The organism is Nostoc sp. ATCC 53789, from assembly GCF_009873495.1.
In the GTDB taxonomy this organism is placed as follows: Bacteria; Cyanobacteriota; Cyanobacteriia; order Cyanobacteriales; family Nostocaceae; genus Nostoc; species Nostoc muscorum_A.
The window spans coordinates 2,622,004-2,647,938 of sequence record NZ_CP046703.1 but is presented as its reverse complement, the minus strand read 5'-3'; the positions used below and the strand labels follow the sequence as shown (position 1 = coordinate 2,647,938).

General features: G+C 41.7%; 22 protein-coding genes and 2 pseudogenes. 14 read left to right on the top strand and 10 right to left on the bottom strand.

The window, feature by feature from the left end:
* Positions 1-172: 172 nt before the first annotated feature.
* Complete coding sequence (locus GJB62_RS10910; RefSeq protein WP_114083498.1) at positions 173-1,069, bottom strand: alpha/beta hydrolase; 897 nt, start codon at positions 1,067-1,069, stop codon at positions 173-175.
* A gap of 505 nt (positions 1,070-1,574) precedes the next feature.
* On the opposite strand from GJB62_RS10910, the gene GJB62_RS10905 reads away from it, so the two are divergent.
* On the top strand, positions 1,575-2,159 hold the full coding sequence (locus tag GJB62_RS10905) for a hypothetical protein (RefSeq protein WP_114083499.1): 585 nt from the start codon (positions 1,575-1,577) through the stop codon (positions 2,157-2,159).
* 179 nt (positions 2,160-2,338) lie between these two features.
* Entirely contained in the window at positions 2,339-3,136 is a 798-nt protein-coding gene (locus tag GJB62_RS10900; protein ID WP_114083500.1) for an armadillo-type fold-containing protein, read from the top strand.
* Positions 3,137-3,185: 49 nt separating this feature from the next.
* On the opposite strand, the gene ftsE is transcribed toward GJB62_RS10900, so the two are convergent.
* Both ftsE and GJB62_RS10890 read right to left on the bottom strand, forming a co-directional pair.
* Positions 3,186-3,932, bottom strand: coding sequence for a cell division ATP-binding protein FtsE (ftsE, locus tag GJB62_RS10895; protein ID WP_114083501.1), 747 nt, complete (start codon positions 3,930-3,932; stop codon positions 3,186-3,188).
* Positions 3,933-4,508: 576 nt separating this feature from the next.
* Positions 4,509-5,264: a WecB/TagA/CpsF family glycosyltransferase gene (locus GJB62_RS10890; RefSeq protein ID WP_114083502.1), complete on the bottom strand. Its 756-nt coding sequence runs from the start codon at positions 5,262-5,264 to the stop codon at positions 4,509-4,511.
* 374 nt (positions 5,265-5,638) lie between these two features.
* Between GJB62_RS10890 and GJB62_RS10885 the strand changes: the two genes are divergently transcribed.
* From GJB62_RS10885 to GJB62_RS10875, 3 genes are all read left to right on the top strand, one after another.
* On the top strand, positions 5,639-6,358 hold the full coding sequence (locus tag GJB62_RS10885; protein ID WP_012411421.1) for a response regulator transcription factor: 720 nt from the start codon (positions 5,639-5,641) through the stop codon (positions 6,356-6,358).
* Between the two features lie 164 nt (positions 6,359-6,522).
* Positions 6,523-8,196, top strand: a complete 1,674-nt coding sequence (locus tag GJB62_RS10880; RefSeq protein ID WP_114083503.1) for a SpoIIE family protein phosphatase — start codon at positions 6,523-6,525, stop codon at positions 8,194-8,196.
* A 3-nt stretch (positions 8,197-8,199) separates the two neighbouring features.
* Positions 8,200-8,625 (top strand): anti-sigma regulatory factor, encoded by a 426-nt coding sequence (locus GJB62_RS10875; RefSeq protein ID WP_012411419.1) that lies wholly within the window; start codon positions 8,200-8,202, stop codon positions 8,623-8,625.
* Positions 8,626-8,709: 84 nt separating this feature from the next.
* On the opposite strand, the gene GJB62_RS10870 is transcribed toward GJB62_RS10875, so the two are convergent.
* A complete protein-coding gene (locus tag GJB62_RS10870) occupies positions 8,710-9,141 on the bottom strand; it encodes a ketosteroid isomerase family protein (RefSeq protein ID WP_114083504.1) in 432 nt (143 codons plus the stop codon).
* 343 nt (positions 9,142-9,484) lie between these two features.
* On the opposite strand from GJB62_RS10870, the pseudogene queG reads away from it, so the two are divergent.
* Positions 9,485-10,482 (top strand): annotated as a pseudogene (gene queG, locus GJB62_RS37430) (tRNA epoxyqueuosine(34) reductase QueG).
* Positions 10,457-11,092, top strand: a complete 636-nt coding sequence (locus tag GJB62_RS37425; RefSeq protein ID WP_242064783.1) for an HAD-IA family hydrolase — start codon at positions 10,457-10,459, stop codon at positions 11,090-11,092. The pseudogene queG and the gene GJB62_RS37425 overlap by 26 nt, the downstream one beginning before the upstream one ends.
* Positions 11,093-11,225: 133 nt before the next feature.
* On the opposite strand, the gene GJB62_RS10860 is transcribed toward GJB62_RS37425, so the two are convergent.
* Positions 11,226-11,600 (bottom strand): hypothetical protein, encoded by a 375-nt coding sequence (locus GJB62_RS10860; RefSeq protein WP_114083544.1) that lies wholly within the window; start codon positions 11,598-11,600, stop codon positions 11,226-11,228.
* Positions 11,601-11,822: 222 nt separating this feature from the next.
* Here GJB62_RS10860 and GJB62_RS10855 point away from each other — a divergent pair, with 222 nt between their 5' ends.
* Positions 11,823-12,353, top strand: coding sequence for an orange carotenoid protein N-terminal domain-containing protein (locus tag GJB62_RS10855; protein WP_012411415.1), 531 nt, complete (start codon positions 11,823-11,825; stop codon positions 12,351-12,353).
* 125 nt (positions 12,354-12,478) lie between these two features.
* Here GJB62_RS10855 and GJB62_RS10850 read toward each other — a convergent pair whose 3' ends face one another.
* Both GJB62_RS10850 and GJB62_RS10845 read right to left on the bottom strand, forming a co-directional pair.
* Positions 12,479-13,243 (bottom strand): ABC transporter ATP-binding protein, encoded by a 765-nt coding sequence (locus tag GJB62_RS10850; RefSeq protein ID WP_114083506.1) that lies wholly within the window; start codon positions 13,241-13,243, stop codon positions 12,479-12,481.
* Positions 13,244-13,500: 257 nt separating this feature from the next.
* Positions 13,501-14,766 carry a glycosyltransferase family 4 protein gene (locus GJB62_RS10845; protein ID WP_114083507.1) on the bottom strand — a complete coding sequence of 422 codons (1,266 nt, stop codon included), beginning with the start codon at positions 14,764-14,766 and terminating at the stop codon, positions 13,501-13,503.
* A gap of 151 nt (positions 14,767-14,917) precedes the next feature.
* Between GJB62_RS10845 and GJB62_RS10840 the strand changes: the two genes are divergently transcribed.
* Positions 14,918-15,685: a DUF429 domain-containing protein gene (locus GJB62_RS10840; protein ID WP_114083545.1), complete on the top strand. Its 768-nt coding sequence runs from the start codon at positions 14,918-14,920 to the stop codon at positions 15,683-15,685.
* Between the two features lie 37 nt (positions 15,686-15,722).
* Positions 15,723-16,190 (top strand): annotated as a pseudogene (locus GJB62_RS10835) (DUF29 domain-containing protein).
* A gap of 68 nt (positions 16,191-16,258) precedes the next feature.
* Here GJB62_RS10835 and glgP read toward each other — a convergent pair.
* A complete protein-coding gene (gene glgP / locus GJB62_RS10830) occupies positions 16,259-18,823 on the bottom strand; it encodes an alpha-glucan family phosphorylase (protein ID WP_114083508.1) in 2,565 nt (854 codons plus the stop codon).
* A gap of 569 nt (positions 18,824-19,392) precedes the next feature.
* Positions 19,393-19,716, bottom strand: coding sequence for a hypothetical protein (locus tag GJB62_RS10825; RefSeq protein ID WP_114083509.1), 324 nt, complete (start codon positions 19,714-19,716; stop codon positions 19,393-19,395).
* A 542-nt stretch (positions 19,717-20,258) separates the two neighbouring features.
* Between GJB62_RS10825 and GJB62_RS10820 the strand changes: the two genes are divergently transcribed.
* The 4 genes from GJB62_RS10820 (at position 20,259) to GJB62_RS10800 (ending at position 25,452) form a co-directional block, all read left to right on the top strand.
* On the top strand, positions 20,259-20,423 hold the full coding sequence (locus GJB62_RS10820) for a hypothetical protein (protein WP_159402498.1): 165 nt from the start codon (positions 20,259-20,261) through the stop codon (positions 20,421-20,423).
* A 651-nt stretch (positions 20,424-21,074) separates the two neighbouring features.
* Positions 21,075-21,776, top strand: coding sequence for an acyltransferase (locus tag GJB62_RS10810; protein ID WP_114083510.1), 702 nt, complete (start codon positions 21,075-21,077; stop codon positions 21,774-21,776).
* Between the two features lie 502 nt (positions 21,777-22,278).
* Entirely contained in the window at positions 22,279-22,395 is a 117-nt protein-coding gene (locus GJB62_RS10805; RefSeq protein WP_041566417.1) for a photosystem II reaction center protein I, read from the top strand.
* Between the two features lie 195 nt (positions 22,396-22,590).
* A complete protein-coding gene (locus GJB62_RS10800; RefSeq protein WP_114083511.1) occupies positions 22,591-25,452 on the top strand; it encodes a DUF3769 domain-containing protein in 2,862 nt (953 codons plus the stop codon).
* Between the two features lie 107 nt (positions 25,453-25,559).
* On the opposite strand, the gene GJB62_RS10795 is transcribed toward GJB62_RS10800, so the two are convergent.
* A complete protein-coding gene (locus GJB62_RS10795) occupies positions 25,560-25,835 on the bottom strand; it encodes a hypothetical protein (protein WP_114083512.1) in 276 nt (91 codons plus the stop codon).
* Between the last annotated feature and the right edge of the window lie 100 nt (positions 25,836-25,935).

Sequence of the window (25,935 nt, the reverse complement as noted above, 5' to 3'; positions counted from 1 at the left end):
ATGTATTGCAAACTGGGAAAGCAACACTCTCACCAAGGTTTTAGGGCTGGTGATTTTAACCCATCGTGAATTGACCAACAGCCTTATAGAATAGAGCCTCTGACACGCTGACGCAAAGGCTACTACACAAACGAAATCTGCATACGACAGGGCTAGGACTAATGAAAAACCACTAATTAAGCAAAGGCAAAAATTGGCGAATTAACCCAATTGTGACTGCTGGCAATTCCAACTGTGGTGTTAACCCCACATCTTCCAACTCTTGAAAAAATCGGATTGCTTGGGGATTAATTTCGGCAAGGCGGCGACCAATTGAAGGCCCTGTAAATTCTGACTTTTGCCCCCAAATAATGGCGGTGGGAGTTGTTAATTCTTGAATGTAAAGAGATAAATCAAAGCATAAATCGCCACGGACAAAGGATAGTGCTGCATATTCAGCATTAGGCTGCTGGGCTGATTGCAAATAAGCATCTACAATTTCTTGGTACACTCGATTAGACTTAGCAAATTGCCGTTGCTCTAAGAAACTACGAATACCCCCACTGGTGGCTACCCCTGTGCTGTAAATTAAACGGTCAACAATAGGAACACTGATTAATTGGGCAAAAAAACTACGTGAGTAGTCTTCGCCAAAGTCGGAAAGTCCGGCGGGGGTGGTGAGAATTAAAGCCTTGAAGAAATCAGGATGAGCTGCTGCTACTCGAATTGTAAATGCTGCGGTCAAAGAAGAAGCGATCGCAGTTACTGGGCCACTACAAGTCTGCTGTAAAAACTCCCGAATCGTGGTCAAATAATCCTCAATATTATAATTCCGTGCCGGATGCTCAGACCGACCCCAACCGATCAAATCGGGTGCAATGACCCGATATTCGGCGGCAAAAGCCGGATAAACCTTCGACCACTCATAGGCAGAAGACCCACCACCAAAGCCATGCAAGAACACTAAAGTTTCCCGATCATCTCTAGCAGTTACATTATTCTGCCAAGGCGCTCCATCAGCAGAATAATACACCATTCTACCTAGTGAGGTATTTATAGAGCGTTGGTCAAATCCTTGTGGTTGAAACATAAGTATTTTTTGTTGACTGTAGTCATTCGTTGGCAGAAGTGAAAGTAGTGATGCGGGTACACGCAGAGAGGATTTTGATCCTGCCTTTGCGTACTCATATCCTTTAGTTACATTGGATGCTTACGTGTTTAGTTCAAACTTCCACTCATTGTTATTATCAGCGAATCAATTGCTCTAAGACTTCTCACCACCGTCAGATTAAGCAGATGTAAAATTACTGGATTACTTGTAAAGATTTGGTGATTTTTTTTCACAATAAAAAGGAAATTAACCTTGAAATTACTGTCTTACAAGGTTTTTTATGGTAGCGACTATCACTAAAGTCTGAATCCAGCATAAGTTTTTATGGTAATCTATCAAAAAACTAATAAATAATTTTGAGCGTTAAAAACAGTTGAAACGCTTATTTTAATAGGCTATTTATTCTACTTCTATATGTAAGATAAATTGCTTTTGATGTATAACTAATCTGATTATTATCTAAGTAATGGTAAGGCGGGATGTCATGGTAAAGCAGGCTACTCTTCAATCAAATAAACTACCAACGATTGAAGACGCTGAATTTGCGCTTGACAAATTTAATATACAAAATGAAATTAAAGCTTCAGCTTGCAGGGATCAGTTTGAGTCAGCCATTGATGCCGCCAGAATTAGTGTACCTACTTGTATATTTTTAGACTTAGAAGAATTGAAGTGTTTTGAACCAGTAGAGCGCCAGTATGAACGCTGGGGAGTAATTTTTCACAATTCTCTAGCAATACAACCATCAAATCCAGCATTTCCAACCTATTCAGGGCTAACAGTTTTAATGGGAGCGCCCAAAAGTGGATTTGTAGAAGCTACTTTCTTGCGTCCGGTTAACTCGGTTAGTGCCTTTGTCACTAGTTCTCAACGGCTAGTACTTTCTGCTTACGATCGCGATCGCCAACTACTTGGTCAAACTGCACTACCAGGCTCTAATCTTGCTAATTCAGACTCAGCAATTTCTCCCAATACCTTATTATCTATAAATGTGAATAACATCTATAGCGTTACCTTCTGTGCTTTTGATGGTCAATTCACCATTGACAATTTTCATTTTTGCCTTTAAAAAGCCTTTATGCCCTTGCTCTGAGCTATCTAAAATGGTATCTTTATTTCCGCCGTGCTGTACTAGTCTACTATCCGTCGATGCAAAGCAGGCATCTTGTGGTTTGGGTCTTCACCTTTTCTTCATTCCCTAGTAAAACTTATACAATAGGTAATTTCGTAATCAAGTAGGTAAACACTGTGGCACAGGCTTCGTCTTCTTGGCAGCAATTGATCAACCAGATCCACAACTGGAACTGGTCGCATCCATTGTTCAAGACAAAAGGAGCTACAAAGCAGCAAACATTTCAGCGTTTCTCTGGGCCTGGAGGCTTTTTTGGGTTCCTGACAATCGTCGTTGCTATGTTGTTGTGGAACTGGATGCTGCTATTGGCTCTCTTAATGGGCATTGGGGTAATGGTATTGGTTTACTCAATGCAGAAGTGGGACTGGCAATTGCACTGGTCTAAGATACGTAAGTTCTTAAACAGTTCAAATCGTCGATTAGTCTTAGCGGTCATTAGTGGTGGTCTTGCTACTGTCAGCACTTATATGGCCGCTGCAATTTGGGTTGACTCTCACAGTTCCTGGATTGCAGCTGGTGCTATTATTCAAGGCGTGGGAACCCTGTTAACTTTAATTTTATTAGTCTGGCAAATTGTCAACTTCTATGAAAATCGAGAAGAAGACTTCCTCGATCGGTTGTTGGTCAATTTAACAGACAAAGATCCATTGAAACGGTTGATTGCCCTACGTCAACTAACTAAATTCATCAGTCGTCAGCGAGTTGATTCTTCAGTGCAGCAAGATGTTGCCGAATGCTTGCAACTCTTACTCAGTCGAGAGGAAGAAGTTGCAATCCGAGAGGCAGCTTTTAAGAGTTTACAAGCTTGCGATCGCCTCCAGCCGGTCGGAGACCATCGCCTACAAGTGCTACCCCCTAAAACAGCAGCACCTTTTGTACCCATATCAGCAAAAGTCAAGCATCACGTTTATTAGTTATTTGTCATTTGTCCTTTGTCCTTTGCAAATGACTAATGACAAATAACTATTTTCGAGACAACTGTCCATTAATAACTTGCACTACCGGATGATTGCACCGCCGTACCAATTGTTCATCATGGGTGGTAACAATTACCGTAGCTCCAAAGGAATTTAACTTCTGGAGAATCTGGATTACTTGCCAGGAATTATCAGGATCGAGATTCCCAGTAGGCTCGTCTGCTAACAGTAGTGGTGGTGTACCAACGATCGCACGAGCAATACTCACCCGTTGTTGCTCTCCCCCAGATAGTTGATCTGGGAAGCAATCAGCTTTACTCAGCAAACCTACCAGCTTTAAAGTTGGTTCTAAACGTCGTTGAATTTCTTTACGGGTATACCCTTGAGCTTGCAGCACAAAAGTCACATTTTCTGCTACTGTTCGTTGGCTAATCAGTTTGTAGTCTTGAAACACAATGCCAATCCGTCGCCGGAATAATGACAAGCGATCGCCCCGTAAACCCGCTATATTACACTCATCAACAATTACTTCTCCGTGTGTAGGCAACTCCTGACCATACAACAGTTTCAAGAGCGTTGATTTACCAGAACCACTTGGCCCAGTGATAAACAGAAATTCTCCCTTTTTTACCTCAAGGTTCGCATTCAATAAGGCGTGAGTGCCGTTAGCATAAGTCTTGCTTACAGATTGCAATGTCACCTTTGCAGTAGTATTACTACCATGCTGTTGAGTTGCAGAGTCCTCTCTCTGAACGGATTTATCTGTTTTAACTTGAGTTGTTAATACTGGCATTGTTAAATTTTCCTCATAACCACAACTAAACAATTTGCCGACTTAGATGTGACATTGCCTATCAAAATAAGGATTCCCAGGTTTTGCCTGGGAATTTAAAATTCAACAAAGAAAATTTAAAATTTTTTGAAGACTTCAGTATTAACTAAGTAATAACACGGACTAAACGCCCCGCTACTGCTAGCAAAACTCTTAACCAAGTAAGTTTGTAGAAAGAAACAAAGTTATGTTACGCAAAGCCCTTACTAACGACCAAGGACAAATGACAAAGGACAAATGACCAAGGACAAATGACAAAGGACAAATGACAAAGGACAAATGACCAATGACAAAGGACAAATGACCTTTTTTTAATTAAAAATTAAAAGTTAAAAATTAAAAATTAGTGAAGAAGAAGAATAATTTTTAATTAATTTTGGGTACAAGCCCCCACTGATAGCGCCGGCGGCAAGCGAGTCCCCGATAGCGACGCAGGAGCGTCGCGTCTTGCAATTTTTAATTTTACATTTTTAATTTTTAATTGGAGCGAAGCGACTTGACAGTCCTTGCCACTTAGCTTTAATTGCGCCAACCTACTTAACTAATTGCATCTTTCGCTGTCAAACGATAAATAAAAGCCTTTACAGCAAAAGCTGGCAAAGCCAACATTCGCCGCCAACGCCAAGGTTCTTGATACAGCCGATATAACCATTCCAAATTATTATTTGCTAACCAGGCGGGAGCGCGGGTTTTAGTTCCCGACCAAATATCAAAACTACCACCAACGCCAATCCAAATTGCTTGAGGACACAAATGGCGGTTTTCGGCAATCCATAACTCTTGACGTGGCACTCCCAAACCGACAAAAATCACTTGTGGCTGCAATTGAGCAAGAGTTTGTTGCAATTGCGCTTCTTCTTCTGGAGAATGGTAGCCTGAGTGAGTGCCTACTATATTCAAATCTGGAATTTGCTGCTGCCAAAAATCTGCCGCAGTTGAGGCCACCCCAGGCGCTGCTCCATAAAAAAACACCTTTGCCCCTGTCTTCTGTTGTCCAAGTTCTTGCAAAAGTTTTTCTGCTAATTCAATTCCCGGAAAACGCTGCACTTTTTGCCATAATAATAACCGTAAATACAGAACAACCCCGGCCCCATCGGGAATAACTAGTTCAGCATTTTTAATTATCTGAGCGAGGAATTCATTCTGCTCTGCCTGCATAGTCATTTCTGCATTGAGCGTTACTACATGAATTCCTCTGCCTTGTTCTAGGCTTTCTAACAACCAGCCTGGATAGTTAGCCATCACATGAACTGGTATTCCCAATACTGAAAATGCTTGATTGCCTTTAGACATAGCCTATTCTTGAGTAACCCTCACGCCAGATTTACTTGAATGTTAAGTTTATCAAATTTTTTTATATTAGAACTTAGGCAGGAAAGATCCCCAGTGCCTTGGAACAATAGAAAGCTTGACATACTGCCCATTTTAAAAATTGGCTCTACAAGCCTGCGGTTTTGAAAGTGGGGATTTCTCAGAGCGCTTGTACTTGGGCTGGATCAGTGCAAACTTTATTGTGAAAGTGTAATATTAACCCAGTATAAAAAAGCTCAACTCGCAACTCTGGTTCCGGGAACAGAAGCTCCTACTATACTGCTTACAGTTAGTGTGGGAGTATGTCACGAAACTCGACTTTATGGTTAAGGTAGTGTAACGGGCTGAAGTTGGCTATGAGTAAAATTCGTATTGCTTTAATTGAAGATCATGACCTCACTCGCGTGGGTATTCGGACAGCGCTCATCCAAAAGGATGAAATTGAAGTTGTAGGTGAAGCTGCCAATGCTGCCGAGGGGTTAAAGATGTTAAAAATGGTACAACCTGATATTGCGATCGTAGATATTGGTTTACCAGATAAAGATGGTATTGAACTAACACGGGAGGTAAAATCTACTGCAAATGGGCAGCAGCTAGCCACAAAAGTGTTAATTTTGACGCTGCGGGATAACAAAGAAGCTGTGTTGGCGGCTTTTGCTGCTGGTGCAGACTCTTACTGTATGAAAGATATCAAATTTGATAATTTGCTGGAAGCAGTGAGAGTAACTTACAATGGCAACGCCTGGATCGATCCAGCGATCGCTCGAATTGTATTACAACAAGCACAACAAAATCCTCAAAAGTTGGAATCGGCTTTTGTAGATGCTAAGACTATTGCCTCTAACCCTGATTATGTCGAGAATCTGGAAGGAATTCAACCTTACACCCTGACAGAAAGGGAATTAGAAGTGCTACAGTTGATTGTCGAAGGTTGTAGTAATGCACTAATTGCGGAAAGACTTTACATCACTGTTGGGACTGTTAAAACTCACGTTCGCAATATTTTGAATAAGCTATGTGCCGATGACCGTACCCAAGCAGCAGTCCGCGCCCTGCGTTCTGGTTTAGTTGGGTAAAGGTAATTTTGATGTGGAGCAATTGAAAACGATCAAGGGAAACTCATAACTTTGAGAAAGTGATATTTTCAAAGTGAATGGCTTCTCTGATTTTCTGTGATTTATTATGTGGGATAAACATCACACTATATCGCCATTCAAACATCTCAAAAGTAAAGTCAAATATGGCTGAGACAGGGGTCGAAAAACTTAAGCTCATGGTGGTAGATGATGAGCCAGACAACCTAGATTTACTCTACCGCACTTTTAGACGAGATTTTCAAGTATATAAAGCCAATCATGCCTTTGGCGCTCTGGAAATCTTGGATCAATTTGGCGAAATGGCGGTGATTATTTCTGACCAAAGAATGCCAGAAATGAATGGAACCGAATTTTTTAGTCGGACAGTAGAGCGCTTTCCTGACACGATCCGGATTTTGTTAACTGGTTTTACTGATGTCGAAGATTTAGTGGATGCCATTAACTCCGGTCAGGTGTTCAAGTATATTACCAAACCGTGGAATCCAGATAAACTCAGGGCATTAGTTGAGCAAGCGACTGATACATATCGTGTAGTCAAGAAGCGCACCCAAGAGTTGCGTCGGGCCCTACGGCGAGAATCTTTGTTTAATGCCGTAACAACCGCAATTCGTGAGTCTTTAGACTACGACAGTATGCTGCAAAAAATTGTCGCAACCATTGGACAAACATTTGACGCTAGCAGTTGCTTGCTCAGACCAGTAGAGGGCGATCGCCTGATCCAAGATGAGTTTTCATACTACGATCCTAAATCCAATGCATTAGATTGCTTCTTCGACCCCAGTATTTTAATTGAAAAAGTGCTGGAAACCCGTCATTATCAACTTACTCAAGAAATATACGAGGGCAACCCCTGTCACCATTTGGTTGTACCACTTAGCTACCAGCAGCATTTGTTGGCTGTGCTGGCCCTTCACCAATGGGGACGCGATCGCCCTTGGCAAGACGAAGACATCCAACTAATTGCAGGTGTTGCCGAACAAGCAGCCTTAGCTCTCTCTCAAGCAAAACTTTACCAGCGTCTCCAAGAAAAGCAACAGCAGATTCATAATGAGTTGGAGGTGGCTCGGCAAATTCAATACAATTTGCTACGCCAAAGTTTACCTGATATCAAGGGTGTAAAAGTGCAAGCCTGCTGCTACCCGGCGCGGGAAGTAGGAGGCGATTTCTTTGAAGTGTTTGTTCATCCCAAAGGGGACTTGTGGTTAGCAGTAGGTGATGTCTCTGGTAAGGGTGTCCCAGCTGCTTTATTTATGGCTAGTATTATTTCAGTTTTACGCCGGGAATTATCTCAAGAAACACCAGCCGAGCCGAATGTGGTTATGCAAAACCTCAATCATGCTCTGAGTGAAGATTTAATTAGCAACAATTATTTCATTACTCTTGTGTTAGCCTGTTATACCCCTAGTACTAAGGAACTCGTCTACACGAATGCCGGTCATATTTATCCACTGTTATGGTCACGCCAAGACGCTTTAGGCGACAATCCTAATTACCTGAAAGTCCGCAGTGTTCCTTTGGGAATCTTACCCAAGTGGCAGGCACAGTCTGGTCGTTTGGTTCTCGCTACTGGAGACACATTATTACTCGCCAGTGATGGTATTACAGAAGCAACGATCTCAAATGATTCTGATTTAACAGTAAAAAACGGGTCTAGTGCTGAGGCAGTTAACCGTTCTATGCTGAACCAAGATGGTCTTTGGCAACTGTTACAACAAGAAGAACAACCACTTTCTCTCAACCATTTACTAGCTCGCATCCAGGCAGATAACCACATTCAAGAAGACGATCAAACTATACTTTCACTGGAGATTTTATAAGTGATGAAAAGTGAGCTTCATGTACCAAGTGACTTGAATTTTCTGAATATTGTCGAAAACTGGTTGCTGGGATGTTTGAAAATTCAGCTAGGAGAATCCGTGGATTGGTCACGGCAATCAAGTCGTTTGAGACTGGCTTTGGTGGAAGCCTACTCAAATGCAGTCCGTCATGCCCACAAGGACAAACCAAATTTACCAATTTTACTGCGTTTGGAAGTGAAAGACCGGGATCTGGCCTTAGAAGTTTGGGACTACGGCGAAGGCTTTGATATGTCTAACTACTACGCTCCCAACCCTTTGGAAAAACAAGAAGGTGGTTATGGTTGGCTGATTATGAATCGTCTGATGGATAAAGTAGACTATGAGTTGCAGATTGATGGTGCAAACTGTCTCAAGTTACAAGCTACTTTACCCGAATTAGTCAAATAGACAAAAGTTATTTATAGGAATTTTTGATGCCTAGATTTTGTTTTGGGTAATATCAAACATTTCCTCAACAATTATACTTATTTACTACTTTTCACGGCGTAAAGAAAGTAACTCTTGGGGAGAAGCTAAAAGTTTGATTCTAGTATAGAAAATTTGCCGTTGTTGGTTGAGGATAAATAGCCACAAGACATTCACACTACACCAGGAAGTTTGGGCTTTGCCTGCTACCTGAATTTGAATCTCACCGGTTTCTAAAGTCTCGGCGATTGCCGTGTTGGGGTAAGCTTTAACGTTTTGGCCTTCTTGTTTTAAGTAGGCTGCGATCGCATCTGTCCCCACAATATCAGATTCAAAGGGTGGACGCATCACACCATCTACCGCAAATAAGGCAGCAGTTGCCTCAAATTCTCCGGCATTTAAGGTTTGAAAATAACGCAGTACGCTTGTTTCTGTGATTCCCTCAATCTGGAATTCTTCTTTCAACTGTGCTGGGGATATAAATTCAGCAGAAGTCATAAAATTCTTTGTATTATGCTAACTGAATATTCATTTCAATACAAAAATCGCTCAAAAGAAAGCTGCTTTTGAGATAGATTGCTCCATATTGTTAAATCTTCCTCACGATGGAAGTTGAGATGTTGCAATGGAATGTCTCTACATTGGTGTTGCAAAAATTGCAGAAGGCAGGGGGCAGGAGGCAGAGGGCAGAGGGCAGGAGGCAGGAGGAATACTACCCTCTTGCCTTCTTCATTTCTCGATAAAATTGATACGTAGGAAAAGTAACAAATATTCATTAAAGGTATTGACTAGGTAATATATAATTTATTTGCCTTTATTTAGGCAAAATCCAAATAAAAAAATGAGTCAGTATTCTGTAACAAGCAGTAGTGTGGTGAAAGAAAAAGCCAGCGAGTTGGGCTTTCACAAAGTTGGAATTGCTGCTGTAGATAGCATAGATGCCACAGAAGCGCAGAGGTTACAAGCATGGATTGAACTGGGTTATCACGCCGATATGGAATGGATGGCTAACCCAAAACGTCAAAATATCCGCTTAGTGATGCCAGAAGCGCGATCGCTAGTGTGTGTGGCGCTAAATTACTACACACCACATCAACGTCCCGTTCGCGGAGCGTCTCCGTCAGGAGAAGGCGAAGAATATGCCAAAATTTCCCGTTATGGTTGGGGAAGAGATTATCACAAGGTGATGCATAAAAAACTCAAGCAGCTATCTACATGGCTGGAATCACTAGATGAAAGTGTAAGAGTTCGTTATTATGCAGACACTGGCCCAGTACAAGATAAAGTATTGGCTCAACTTGCCGGAATTGGTTGGATTGCCAAGAATGGTAATGTGATTACACGAGAATATGGCTCTTGGGTATTTTTGGGAGAAGTGTTAACCAATTTGGAGCTAGAGAGCGATCGCCCGCATACAGAACACTGCGGTAGCTGTACTCGTTGTCTTCAGGCTTGTCCTACAGGTGCAATTACTCAGCCTTTTGTTGTGGATGCTAATCGCTGCATCGCCTATCATACAATTGAAAATCGGGACAAAGAACTGCCAGAGGCGATCGCACCTCATTTACAAGGCTGGGTTGCTGGTTGTGATATTTGTCAAGACGTTTGTCCTTGGAATCAACGTTTTGCCCAAGCAACTGATATTCCAGAGTTTCAGCCTTATCCTGGGAATATTGCTCCCAAACTGCTAGAATTAGCCCAAATCTCAGACCAGGAGTGGGATAAACGATTTCCAGCATCTGCCTTGCGGCGGATTAAGCCAGAAATGTTACGACGCAACGCCCTAGCTAATCTTGACGCATCCAGGCAAATAATGACCCCGAAAGTAATTATTTTTGATTTTGATGGCACAATTGCTGATACAGTAGATGCCCTTGTAAGTATTGCCAATCGTCTAGCTGTAGACTTTGGTTATAGACACATCAGCCCAGAGCAATTAGCCCTCCTTAAAAACTTAACATCTAGGGAAATTATTAAGTTCTCAGGAGTTTCTCTATTTAAAATACCTTTTTTAGTTAAAAAAGTTAAAGGGGAATTAAAAGACAAAATTCCCGAATTAAAACCAATTCCGGGAATTAAAGAAGCATTAATAGAACTGCAAAATCAAGGATATAAACTGGGTATTATCACTTCTAATTCTAAAGATAACGTTACCCAATTTCTCACAATCAATGATTTAAATCATCTGTTTGATTTCATCTACTCAGGAATTACAATTTTTGGCAAAACAACCATAATCAATAATGTATTGAGGCAAAAGCAACTCAAACCCCAAGAAGTTATTTATGTCGGAGATGAAACCAGAGATATAGAAGCATCAAAGAAAGCAAATATCCAAGTAATCGCAGTAGCTTGGGGCTTTAATTCATCGGAAGTATTAGCTAAACAAAATCCAGATTATTTGATTCACCAACCTAGCGAACTGCTAGAAGTGATGAATGGTTATTAATTATATAAATATCTCCATAAATTAAATATGCGTTATCCATAACCATTTTAGAAACCTAGCATTGTAGAGACCTAGCATTGCTAGGTCTCTACGTTCTTTTTCACCAGATGTCTAAATATTGGATTAGCAAAAATTACTTTTTCGGTTGACCCTTTTCCAAAGCTTTTTGTACTAGTTCATCACTGACATTAGTCACACCTTCAGTTCTAGAATTCCCAACTTCCTTTGCTAACTCTGCATAATCGTCAGGATTACCAGTTGACTGCGCTTCAATTTTTGTCTCTTCTGGCTTAGAGGTTTGATATTTAGGTGCTGTGGCTGCTTCGGCTGCTGCTGCACCTTCACCAGTACGATCAACTTCACTCACGCTAAATTGTTGTGCAGCTGCATAGTCAGCATCAAAATCAACTTTTGGCGCTTTTTCTTCACCACTAGCGATGTTTTCGGCAGCTAATTGAGCATCATGGGTGGGAGCTTCATTAACATTGGGCTTTACTTCATCAGGCATAATTAAAATCCTTAAGTTAAATTTTTTATTGCTTACTTGAAAAAGCATAACAAGGTAATTAGCTATTTTCATGCTCCCTGGGGAGAGACTTTACGTCTATTAAAAGATAGATTAAAGCTGAAATTTGCAATTAACATAAATCTTTCTCTCGATAGTAGAAGCTGATGCTCAAACTTTGGTAAGCCTTAGTTTAGCGTGTAAAATTTCTTTGGAAATAAAATTATGACTGCAAGTTACGATAAAACTATTTCTCAAGCTCAGAGCAATGAAACTCAAAAATTGGTGGATGCGTTTAACAATTTAGATACCGATGCAAAATTAGCTTGGTTCTATTTGGTTTATAAAAAAATGGGTGATTCTATTACGCCAGCTGTTCCTGCTGCTGCTGAACCAGAATTATCACCACTTCTGCTAGGAGACTTTTTTGAATTATCAGATGAGCAACAACTAGATATTATGCGGGATATTGTTAACCGCAAAGATACAGAATATTCCCGTGCTTATGGGGCGATAAAAGAAAACAACCAGCTGTTAGTTTGGTATGCTTGGGCGGTAGCTATGGGGAATCAAGTAGTTGACTTACCAGGTAGCTACGAGCCAAGTAAGGCAATTAACGATCTGGTTTCCCAGATTGAAAAACTAGATTTTGACGAGCAAATTTCCGTGTTTCGGACAATAGCGGGTGAAGTGGGTTACACCGATGTTAAGCCGATCGCAACGCAAGCAGAAACTGGAAAAACGTCGAGTTTGTAATCGGGACTGGCAGCTAGAAGTCTCGGCTACACTAACAAAGTCCGCTTCCTCCTACGCTGTGCCAAGCTACGAGTAGCGTTCCGTTGGACAGCCTCTCTTAGAGAAGGAAAGCGGACTTTTATAACTTATGAGACAGCCAACTGACTCAAGTCGCTTGGGGTGAGGTTAGAATGTACCACTTGACCATCGCGGAACCAAACGATGCGCTGGGTTTGACGGGCAACTTCTGGCTCATGTGTCACCATGACAACAGTGATTCCACTGGCATTGAGTTCGCTAAAGATATCTAAGACTTCTTGGGTTGTGCGCGAATCAAGTGCGCCTGTGGGTTCATCGGCTAGGAGTACTACAGGACGATTGACAATGGCTCGTGCGATCGCTACTCTTTGTTGTTGCCCCCCAGATAGTTGAGTTGGTTTGTTGTTGAGGCGATTTGCTAAACCGACTCGCGTCAATGCAATTGTGGCGCGATCGCTTCTTTCTTTTGGATTCACACCAGCATACAGCATTGGCAGTATCACATTTTCTAATGCTGTTAGTTGGGGCAATAGGTGAAATTGTTGAAACACAAACCCCAGTTTTTTATTACGGATATGCGCCAATGAGCGATCGTCCATTTGGGCTACATCAAGATTATCTAAGTAATAATGTCCCATTGTCGGACGGTCTAAACAACCGATAATATTCATGGCTGTGGATTTACCAGAACCTGAAGGGCCCATGATTGCACAATATTCGCCCTGTTCCACAATTAGGTTGACATCATTCAGCGCTCGTACCTCTGTTTCGCCACTACCATAAATCTTGAAAATGTTTTCTAGTCGAATGATTGCTGGTTTCGGTAGAGGATTAGGAACCAGAGAATCGTTAATTGAAATAGTGTTTGTCATAAAGATTATAGGTAATCTTGGGCTGGTAAGTTACTTTTTTCCCAGTTGTAACTATAGTAACCATCCTCACAAGGTAAATTGTCGGGAAGGAATTAGCGATCGCTAATTACTTTGATCAGTTAAGTTGGCACAATAAAATTAAACTATCTTGTAAAAATCGTTATTTTCACGATCTTCGTCGAGCCTTCGCGTGAGACAAAAAAATATTTATGCAAGAGACCAATGACAAATGACAAATGACCAATGACCAATAACATCTAATTTCTTCCAAATCCCTTAGAAACTGAGCGCTTTTTTAAACTCTCAGAATTTTTACCAGCAAACATCCATTGCAAATGCTGTGGTAACAGTTTGGCTAAATCATAACGCTTCAAAATAGTCTCTCGCGCATTCGCACGAATTTTTTTCATCTCTTGAGGATGATTCAGCGCCTCTTCAACCCGATTAGCAATATCCTGGGGAGAAAAGAAATCTACCAACAATCCATTCACCCCATCGTGGATGACCTCCAATACTGGCGGAGTCTTAGAAGCTATTAGTAAACATCCTGCTGCCATTACTTCTAACATTGACCAGGATAAAACAAAAGGACGGGTTAAATAAATATGAGCAGAAGAAGCTTGTAAAACCTGAAGATACTCATTGTAAGGTAGTCTATCTGTAAAGTGCAGCCTCGATAAATCTAAAGATGATTTTAATTTTTCTAGCATTAACTGTTTATAAGTTTGACCATCGGGGAGATTCTTCCCATAAGCCACCCTATCTTCTCCCACAACTACTACATGACAGTTAGGTCTTCGCTGTTGAATTAGTGCCACCGTTTCCATAAACTGTGGAAATCCTCTATAAGGTTCCATTCCCCGTCCCACATAAGTTACCAACTCTTCGACATAAGAAAGGTCAAGATTTATTCTTGGTAAAACTAACTTTGCGTCTGGCTTGGGGACAAAATAATTGGTATCAATACCATCATGAAGTACAGTGATTTTGCTATGATATTCTTTGGGAAACTGGTGACGCTGCCAATTAGTGGGAGAAAGACCGCGATCGCAGCTATATAAATCAGTCAAAATCGGTGCATTTTTCACGCGGATACGGCATTCATCATCAGCATTCAATGGTTCATTGGGATCAAAATCTGCATCCGAACCGTGAGCGTGATAAAACCACTCGAAATAACACAATAATTCTGCTTTGGGAAAAACATCTTTCATAAATAAAGTCGGGCCCCAACCAGAATGACCATAAACTATATCTGGAAAGAAACCCTCAGCTTTTAATTTTTCGGACACGCGATAGACAGCCTGCGCGGTGAGAACAGCATTTTCTAGGTTGCGAACGTAATGGTGAGTTTGGGGAGCAGCTTCACGAGAAGGAGTGTAAATAGCTTTAAAAACGCCAGGTATTTCCCCTTCACGACGATTTGTTCCAAAGACGACTTTGCAATTAGGATCTTTACCTAAAACTGTCGCTAGATTGCGAAATTGTGAAGGAAAATTGGGATGTAAAAATAATATTTTCATTGGAATAATCTTGATTAATTTATTGCCAGATAAAATAAATTAAGACAAGCTATTTCAGATTATAAGATTATTTCTCACAATTTTTAGCAAGTAAATTTAGGTAAATGGTAGCCTGAAAATGCGAAAATAATCGCAAATTCATGTTATGACAATGAAATTTATTGGCATTGATTTAGGCTGGCGATCGCAACCAAGTGGACTATGCTGTTTAGAATGGATAGATGGACAACTGCAACTACTCGATCTAGACCGCAAAGAAGCTATTGCAGACATCCTCACCTGGATCGATCGCAGCGTCCAACCAGACGAACCAGCCATCATCGCCGTAGATGCACCTACCCTCATACCCAACGCCACCGGAAGCCGCCTCCCCGACAAACTCAGCCACAAGTACTTTGGCAAATATCATGCAGGCTGCTACCCAGCTAATCAAAACCTACCCTTCGCCGATCGCACCATCAACTTTGGTTTAGAATTAGAATCACGTGGTTTTGCCCACGCACCTACCATTGAACCGCAAAAACTTAGCAGATATCAAATAGAAGTCTTCCCTCACCCAGCAATCGTTAACCTATTCAACTTAGAACGCATCCTCAAATACAAAAAAGGACGACTCACTGAGCGTCGCCTAGAACTAATCAAACTCCAAAATTATCTTCTCGATATCCTCCCCTCTCTTTCTCCTCCTCTGCGTTCTCTGCGCCTCTGCGGTAGCCTACGGCAAGCCGCTGGTGCGTCTACGTTTCCTTCCAAAATCCCCACCACAGGCGCAGCCCTGAAAGCAGTTGAAGATCAATTAGATAGCTTAATTTGCGCCTATGTTGCCGCATACTGGTGGTATTGGGGAGAACAACGCAACTTAGTATTAGGCGATCGCACCACAGGCTACATTATCATCCCCCAAAGAATATTAGCCTAAAATTGTAATGTCGTAAGATTTAACTCAAAGAGGTTTTATGCAAGGAGTTAGTTCTAACTTGAGTTTAAAAGAGCTTTACGAAATTGACGAGCATCTCTGGTTAGAGGAAACAATCAAACTCTTGAAAGCTAACCATTTAGAAGAATTAGATTTAGAAAATTTAATTGAGGAGCTAGAAAATTTGGGTCGTAGAGACAAAGCCAAGGTTGCTAGTTTATTAGAATAAATTATTAGACATCTTTTGCTACTGCAATACTGGACAGAGGAATCTCAATATAATTCTGGACATTGGAAAGCAGAAATTAGAGGTTTTAGGAATCAATTAAAACGTCAGTTAACAACGAATTTATATCAATTTTTAGAAAAAGAATTAGCATCAATTTATAATGATGCTTTAGGATATGTAATTGATAAAACTGAAGGCAAACTCGATAACTTACCTCAATATTCTACCTATACCTTAGAACAGCTACTAGATATTAATTACTTACCTGAAAACTTGTAATATAAAAGACGTTGCTAACTTAAGTTAGCAACGCCTATTCTTGAGTATTTAATAACTACTCAGCACTCTTACTCTGCCCAAGCAATCAACCTTGGTTCATAAGCATTAGCCAGATTTGGATTTTTCGGCAATACACGCAAAGACAAGCCCTGTAAACCAGAAGCGGTATAAGTAATATTACCCGTGTAAATGCTCAATTGCTGTGAATCTTCACCTTGGTAATCCATCACCACTGTTACAGCGTTGACAATCTCACCATTGGCATCGATCGCACCTTGATATAACTCCACCTGCACATCATCATTGGTCAAGGTTGCTAAGTCAACTTTGGCTTTGACAGCAACAGTTTGGTTAACCTCAATGTCTGAAGCTGCCGATACATCAACATCTTTGATTCTGATGTTGAACCAGTGTTCGCCCAGTTTTTCTTTCCAAGCAGCTAGTTCTTTCGCTGGGGCATAGTTATCAACAGTCAGGGTATGATAGCGATCGCTAGCCGGGAAATAAGCTCTTTGTGCATATTCTCCTACCATCCGTGCTGTATTGAAGAACGGACAATTCAACCGAATTGCATCCTTCATTTTGGCAACCCACGGACGAGGTAAGCCATCAGTATCCCGGTGTTCATAAAATAGCGGTACAACTTCCTTCTCTAACAATTCGTAGAGAGCATTTGCTTCTACTTCATCTTGATAGTTAGGATCGTCGTAATTCTCGCCGTGCCCAATCGCCCAACCTGTGCGGACGTAATCAGCTTCATCCCACCAGCCATCTAGTACACTTAAATTCGGCAAGCCATTCATTGCGGCTTTCATGCCACTGGTACCAGAGGCTTCCCGTGGACGACGCGGTGTATTTAACCAGATATCGCAACCCGCAACCATCAACCGGGAGATGTGAATGTCGTAATTGGGAACAAACACTACCTGTTTTTCTAAATGTTGTTCGCGGATAAAGTGATTGATCTCGCGGATCAGTTCTTTACCGGGGATATCCTTGGGATGTGCCTTACCAGCAATTACGAATTGCACTTTCCGGTCTTTGTTAGCCAGCAGAAGCCGCTTAATCCGATCCAAATCACGCATCCAGAGGGTGGCGCGTTTGTAGGTGGCAAAGCGACGGGCAAAGCCGATGGTGAAAGCGTAAGGATCTAAAACTTCTTGTGCCTGGATAATTTCGGAAGCAGAAGCGCCGCGATCGGTTAAATGCTTGACCAAATGCTCCCGTACATACAAAATCATATCCAAGCGGCAGCGTTCGTGATTGCGCCACAATTCCTCATCGGGTATAGCATCCATCCGGTCCCACAATGGGCTATCTGGTGGTGCTGATGACCAATTTGGGCCTAGATAGCGATCGTACAATTCTTGAGTCGATTTCGCCACACAACTCCGAGCATGGACACCATTAGTAATTGCTGCGATCGGCACTTCTTCCACTGGTACTTTCTGCCACAAGCCCTGGAACATTTGCCGCGACACTACCCCGTGCAGTTGTGCGACACCGTTAGAAAATGTTGCCATTTTCAAAGCCAGCACCGCCATACTGAAAGGCCCAGATAAATCACCTGTATTCTCGCGCCCCAGTCCTAAAAATTGCTCTTTGGGCAACCCAAATATCTCTGCATAGTACCCCAAGTAGTGCAGCATTTTGTCGGGAGCGAATAAGTCAATCCCTGCTGGTACTGGCGTGTGGGTAGTAAAGATATTACTGGAAGCCACCACCTGTTTAGCTTGGGCATAACTCAGCCCTTCTTCCTGAATCAGCAAGCGGATGCGTTCTAGGGCAGAGAAGGCGGCGTGGCCTTCATTCATGTGGTAAGCGGTGACTTTCAGCCCCAAAGCTTTGAGCATTTGCACACCACCGATCCCCAGCATGATTTCCTGGTGGATACGCATATCGATGTCGCCACCATACAGCTGATCTGTAATGTCGTGGTCGTAAGTGTTGTTGGGTTCAATATTGGTGTCAAGCAGATACAAGGGAACAGTTCCCACCTGTACGCGCCAAACTCTAGCGTATACCTTGCGTCCAGGATAATCTACCGCAATCCGTAGTTCTGAACCATCGGCATTGCGCTCTAGATGCAAGGGCATATTATAAAAATCATTGAGCAAGTAGCGTTCTTGCTGCCAGCCATCAGCATTGAGATACTGGGCAAAGTAGCCTTGCTGATACAGCAAACCTACACCGACAAGCGGTAGCCCCAAGTCACTAGCAGATTTGAGGTGATCCCCCGCCAGAACTCCCAAGCCCCCCGAATAGACGGGTAAACAATCGACAAGTCCAAATTCCGCCGAAAAATAGGCGTAGCATTCTTTTGGTTTTTGCTCCCGTTGTTTTTGATACCAAGTGCGTTCTTGCAAATAATCATCTAACTGACGGTCAGCTCGATCCATTTGCGCGAGAAAGCCTTCATCTTCGACAACTTCCAAAAGCCGCGATTGAGAGATAGTACCGAGCATCAACACTGGGTTATGATGGCTAGACTCCCACAAGTCAGAGTCTAAGCGACGAAATAAATCTTTGCTCTCAACGTTCCAATCCCAGTGCAAGTTATATGCTAGCCGCCGCAGTGGTTCGAGTCGCGGTGGTAGTGAAGGGGATACGTTAAATGTGCGAATTGGCTGCATAGGTTGGCAAAACTCCAAGTTTAGTTATGGTTATTGTTTACTGTCTTTACCAATGTTGCCAATTCTTTATACTGTAGTTTGTGAAGAAGCGATGACTTTGTTAAGCATTGAGAATTCTTTTTAACATCGTTGCTAAAGTTTACACCAAGGTGTTTCTAATTCTATGCGTTACTCTCAGCCATATACTTGGTATATTAAGATTTAATCATTGAGTGGTATGTATCACTTAAAAAAATCTAGTTTTGAACAAATAATTTATATTTATTTTAGTATTGCTTCCGGGGATCAGTTCTACTGTCTTGGCTGAGGGTGAAATTTCATCGTAGCTGTTTCCACAAAGGTTAAAATTTTAATTATTTTTTAATAAAATTGCGCTGGAAAATAAGCAGCTATGATTCTTAGGTTAAGGATTAGTTTGAGAAGATGTGATACAAAATAACCCATGTAGACATCACTTAAAAGAGGAAGGCGTAAAAATAATACCAAGGAGTTAACTAGAAAAGCGTCGCAAACTACTTGGTATAAATTTTGGATACTAAATCAGGAAAATAACTTCTTAGCCTGTAATCTTATGAACCTAGTGAAGGCTGGTCTTTGGTATTTTTTGTCATTGACAAAGCTACAGCAGCTGCATAAGCAATCTCCGCTGCCATTTGATAAGCAAGTTTGATACTTGATGAAGCGTCCTTGGCTTTAGGAGAAAGAGAAGCTTTTTTTCGGCGCGACTCTTGTTTAACATCACCCGCTACAATAGCTCGCTGTAAAATGATCCAGGCATCTAGGTCTTCTGAGTCATAATTACTTTGAAGTTGCGATCGCAGTTGTTCTTCGGCTACAACACTCAGATAGCCGCTATTTAGAGCTTCTTGGACAATTTCTTTAATTAAAGCCATAATTTGAACCAAGTGTGTGAGTTAAAACCGATACCTCAATGTGGTCAATTTGATGTTGTTTTGTGGACTTCTTCTGGAAACTAAGCTAAGTTTTAGCTTTCTTTACAATAAAATTTATAATGAGTAACACCAAGCACGCATCACCCGCTTGGCTCACCCGAATGGGTGATTTACAAATTTTTAGATATAAGTAATAAGGAAGAAGAAAATTTTGAGCTTTTGAACGAAGAGGGTGTCATCAGTATAGTAGATATCATTCTGAGTTTAACGCCCAATTATAAAATTACTTGGACAAGCAAAGGTAGAAATATAGACTAAAAGACAATTAACATCCGTGATCATTTTTAAAATTACCGTCCTCCATGAATTTTATCTAAGTGTATAAAATTATTTAAGAGTAGCGATAGCTCCATAAAAAAAGTTAGCTAATTTACAATATTCTCATCACCAATCAACTTATTTATTAAGAGTGTTCCACTAAAAATAAAATGTGTTATTGTTAAAAGCAACTGTTATTAAAAACGATTCATGTAATTACAAACATGAATTTGCTAGTCTGTAAATCATCTGTGTGCAACATGATTGGAGCAGCATACTCTAGAAATTCGTTGCAAGAAAGCCGTCATAGCAGTCGGGGAAGCGCTTACTTGTTTGCACCGATGGTCAACTTCAATGTGATGGCTGATGTAGGGGATAATCCACCCTAATTGGGCTTTTTGGGGCAATAATACCCAATTAGACCCAACAATAATTACATTGTTATGCTAGGCAGAAATTTTATCTAAATTTTTGAATATAGTCTAGTTAAATGTATTTTTTGTTGCAACATAGCTTGTGGAACTGAGTTGTTTTAAAAGACTAAAACCGCCTGATAGGAAGTAGCCTCAAGGCAAACAACTCAATCCCTTAGTTGCGTAACAAGCTTTGCAAATTTGCCAGATAACCAAAACAGTATCCTATCTAAACCAACCATTTTACCCATCAGATAATTTCATAGTCTGGGGTTTGACCCTGCAATGCACTAAGATTTTTTGTTAATTGCTCTGGCGAAAAAGAAGCAAAGTTTTTACATGCCTTGACTGGTACAAAAGCTTCTGTGACATCCAAGGTAGTTGTGCATATTAAGTGGGTAATTCTAACACACATAATTTCAAGAGTTGCTCACCTAGTTAAAGCCAGACTGGAGGTTTTCCAAATTTTGGAAAATCATCTAAAAATATGGGTAAATTTCGGTAATACTGCCAACTAAGTTTAATGTATTAAAAAATACGATATCTCTTAGTATTGGCAGAAGAGTAGGATACAGGCAAAAAACTTTCAATACTGTCAACAACAATTAATTGAAGAGATATGTAGCCATGCCTAACGAGCAATATTTTTCCAAATTGCAGCGTGTGCAAGAACTTGTAGTAACTACTGTGTTAGGGGATCTTCCTACACTTATTTTGGGGCCAAAGTTGCGTAGTTTAGGATATCGGAGTATTTTTGCCCAAATAGGCAGCCCAGTTTATATTCAAAATGGTGTTGAATTTAACGGTACTTCTTGTATTGAGATAGGCAGTGGAGTCTATATTTTCAAGGGTGTGCGGATGAATGCTAGGGGACACAAAAATAATAAAATTCATCTAGGCAATAGAGTAGCTATTGAGCGTAACGTTGATATAGGGTGTTTGGAAGATACGTGTATACATATTGATGAAGACACCTTTATTGCTCCCAACGTGTGTATTGAGGGGCCAGGAGACATTAAAATTGGCAAACACTGCATGATTGCTGCCCACTCCGGGATATATGCCAATAATCATAATTTTGCCGATCCGATGGAGCTAATTAAATACCAAGGTGTTACTCGCAAGGGAATTGTGATTGAAGATGATTGTTGGCTAGGTCATGGAGTAACGGTATTAGATGGCGTTACCATCGGCAAAGGTAGTGTTATTGGTGCGGGAGCAGTTGTCAATAAAGATATTCCTCCTTTCTCCGTTGCTGTAGGTATACCTGCACGAGTAGTCAAAAACCGAATTGGTAAAGACCTAGCAAAAGTTCAGACTGAGAAATAGGGAATGGGACAGGGGGCATGGTAGCTATCAATACGGTTCGGATAAGCATTTTTTACTTTCCTTCTGGTCTGGGGAATGGGAAAGTGGAATACCCTCTGGGGATAAGGGGCGGGGGTAAAGGATAAAGGATGTATTCAAAACCTTTCCCCTTTTCCCTTTCCCCTTTAACCGAACCGTATTCTGGCAACTATTTCCCATAACCTTTATTTAATATGTTGCCTTTGGGAAGAAACTTTTGCTGTCAGTTAACGTCACAAACTGGAGTAAGCAGTTTCTGAGTTATTTTTAAGGGCATCTAAAAGTCAGACAACTGACATTTTGCACCATTCTCAATAACTGTAGAGTAGGTACTGCTAGTCCCTAGTCTCTAAGTGCCCAGTCCCATGTCCCCACAGTCCTCTAAAAAAGGGACGAGATTTGGGTAATATAAAGTAGCTATCTTTTCTGCATGGCAGATCCTCAAAGAAAAGCTTTCTTTGTTTTACCCGTTGGAGATATTTCTATGCTGACTTTAAAAATCGCTGTTTATATTGTTGTTGCCTTCTTCGTAACTATCTTCATCTTCGGATTTTTGTCGAACGATCCTGCTCGTAACCCCGGCCGTCGGGACTTAGAGTAAAAGGGCGATAAATCATCCGCGACTTTGGAAGGCGGAAAATACTAAACGCCACAGAAACTTACTAAGCGAAATTTAGTAAGTTTCTTCCTCCAGGTAGCTTGCTGTAGGTAGCAGAAGGCGACAGTCGGAAGGCAGAATGTATGTTTATCCTTCCGTCCGTCATTTGGCTGTTTGTTAGCCCGATTTTGCTCAAATATGCTTCATCCAGTTCTGCCACCCAATCCGCCTCCTATCCTCGAATCTTTACAACCTGTAAATCCCACCTCATCTGCTAGTCATACAAAGTTTCTTTCAGTTGTAGAAACTGGAATGCAGGAAAAGACAGACAAATCCAAGCAGTCCAAGGATTTGCCTGAGTTGTCGATTGCGGGTGACACCAAAAGTAATTCGCCATTGCCAACTCCCATCAACTCAACTCAGGATGACTCAGTAGTTGCCGAAACTTCCTCTGTACCTCATCCACCAGAAACCTTCCCACCAGAGATTTCCCCCATTACCGACTCAGGAAGTGCTGCGTTGGGGCGATCGCTGCTGGTTGGTTATCCAACGCACGATATTAAAACCTCTAATGGCCATCCGAGCGTCGAACACCGCAACTCAGAGCTTCTCCTAAGAGCGGCGTTACGCAAACGGGAGATGCAAACAGAAGCCACTGCATTGCCAAAAAAAGTTGGAGCGGAGCCTTCCCTAAATGCAAAACCTGAACCTTCTCAAAAACTCGGTGAGCAAGGTCTAACGACAAGCCGCTTTGCGTCTACACTAAATTCCAATTCTATTGGTAGAGACAAACAAACCTTTTTGGACTCTCTACGATTGAACTATAGGGTCTCTCCAAGTCCCCTTGTCGCCCAATCTCCGCCTTCTATTCCAGTTGTCCCAAGGGTTACAACCAGCAATAAGTTAGTCGAATCCAAGGCGGAAATTTTAGCTAAGAAGTTAGGGCAGCAAAAACAGCTAAGTGACATTACTGCGCCACAGTCTTCACAAAAAGACAATATCTCTCTATCTGCTGCCGATCTTGCACCAAGTTCTCAATCAGTACAAAATTTTATAAAATTCCAGTCTCGTAATCCGACAAAGCAACTCCCAACGCCCATCACTGTAGAATTCAGTTCCCAAGTCCAACAACAAACTCAAGCGCCAACATCTACACCACCAGTAAATACCACCAATCAGCCACAAGCACCAGCTAGCAAACCGCCAGCCAAACCGAGAATTGTAGAAGTCACTTCAGATCGGCAAGAGTATGACGAGCAACGGCGAATTATTACAGCTGTTGGAAATGTAGTTGTGCGATTTGATGGGGCGGTGGTGGATGCTGATCGCTTGCAAGTTAATTTAGACAACTTAATTGCTGCGGGGGAAGGCAACGTAACTTTAACCAGGGGCGATCAGATACTGCGTGGACAACGCTTTACCTATAACTTTGTTCAAGATAATGGAGAACTCTTAAATGGTAGAGGAGAAATTTATGTGCCCTCAGCACAAACAGATTTTGCTTTCTCACCCATAGATGCAGCTGCTGGTGGAGTAACAAAACGTCCGCCTAGCGATCGCATTAGAGCCAATCAGCCCCTTTCTGGTGTAAGCAGCCCTGGAGGAATTGATTTTACAGTCGGGGGTCAGGCTGATGCTAGCAACCTCTCACCCCCGAAAACAGGAGGTGTAGTCAATCGGCTCAGATTTGAAGCTGAACACATTGACTTCTATCCGCAAGGCTGGCAAGCAAGGGATGTCCGCATCACCAACGATCCTTTTTCACCTCCAGAACTAGAGTTACGCGCAGATACAGTAACTCTGACACGAGAAACACCCTTAGTAGACCGCATTAGAACACAGCGACAGCGTTTGGTATTGGATCAAAGAATCTCCTTACCAATTCCGGTGAATCAGCAGACGATTGACCGCCGGGAGCGGGACGTTACACCTGCAATAGTTTCTCCCGGCTATGATGGAGATAAGCGAGGTGGTTTGTATATTGAGCGTGGTTTTCCAGTGATCGATACAGAGAAGACAAGCTGGACAATCACGCCTCAGTTACTAGTACAGAGAGGTGTGCAAGAAGGTATAGGTAACTTAGGCTCATTGTTTGCTGTCAAGACAAAGGTAAATTCTGTTTTGAGTCCACGAGCAGTAATTGAAGGAACTGGGGAGTTAACCAGTTTTGACTTAGACAAGGTGGAAGACAATTTGCGGGTGAATTTGGGATTGCGTCAGATAATAGGCACTTCCCTTCCCCATCTCTTGAATGTGCAATATAATTACCGCGATCGCCTCTACAACGGTACTCTCGGTTTTCAAACTGTCCAGAGCAGTTTTGGGGGCATTATTACCTCTCCTGTGATTCCTTTAGGAAAAAGTGGCATCAACCTCACCTATCAGGGAAGCGCTCAGTATATCGATGCCAATACCGATCGCCAAGACTTACTAGAACCCATACGGGAAAACGATCGCATTTCACTAGGTCGTTTCCAAGCTAGTGCTGACCTCAGTACTGGGGTGTTACTGTGGCAGGGAAAACCATTACCGCCCACTGCCACTGAGGGATTACGATACACGGCTAACCCTGTAGTTCCTTACTTGCAAGCGATTGGTGGACTTACTGGCACTACGAGTTATTACAGCAATGGTGATAACCAAAGCACCCTAACTGCGAGAATTGGTTTACAAGGACAAGTTGGTCATTTTTCTCGCCCTTTTTTCGACTATACCGCCTTTAATATTAGTTTCTCTCAAGGCTTAAACAACGGATTATCACCCTTTTTGTTTGATCGCTCCGTTGATAACAAAGTTTTGACTGCTGGGATATCACAGCAAATTTATGGCCCTTTTCGCTTAGGCTTTCAAACATCTGTTAACTTGGATACTGGTAGAGAAACCAGTACTGACTACATTTTAGAATATAGCCGTCGCACCTATGGCATCACCTTGCGTTACAATCCAGTGTTGGAATTAGGCGGCTTTAGCATCCGAATTAGTGATTTTAACTGGGGTGGCGGCACTGATCCATTTTCTGAAGTTAAACCAGTAGTAAATGGTGTGCAACAGAGTTATTAATAAGAAGGATTCAGAATTCTGAATTCAGAATTCTGAATAACCATCATCAAGTTGTTAAAATTTATGTTTGTGGAAGAATAAATCCGCATCGGGTTGAAAGTGCAGCCTCACATAGAATCGGTACGAGGAATCGCACAGGTTGATGCACTCCCAGGTATTCTCAGGTTGGCATAGTCGCCGCTTAATTGAACACGTGAAGGTGGTTGGTGTAGGACTGCACAGCATCTTTGAACTGCGGCTTGATATTCTCGCCATTGCTTACGGATGGCAATACTGGCGGCATCGTTACCTAAGTCTGAAAATCTTAGCCCAGCCCGAATTAGCCAAGATTCTACATCAGTTGTTTCACCCAGTATTTCTGGAATGGCATTAATGTTTTCCATGAGTAATATCTTTTATGCATATTTAAAATTGGCCATTTAACTTTAAGAAAAACTATTGATAATAGCCAATATAATTGGTTATCAAAATCATAAGTAAAAA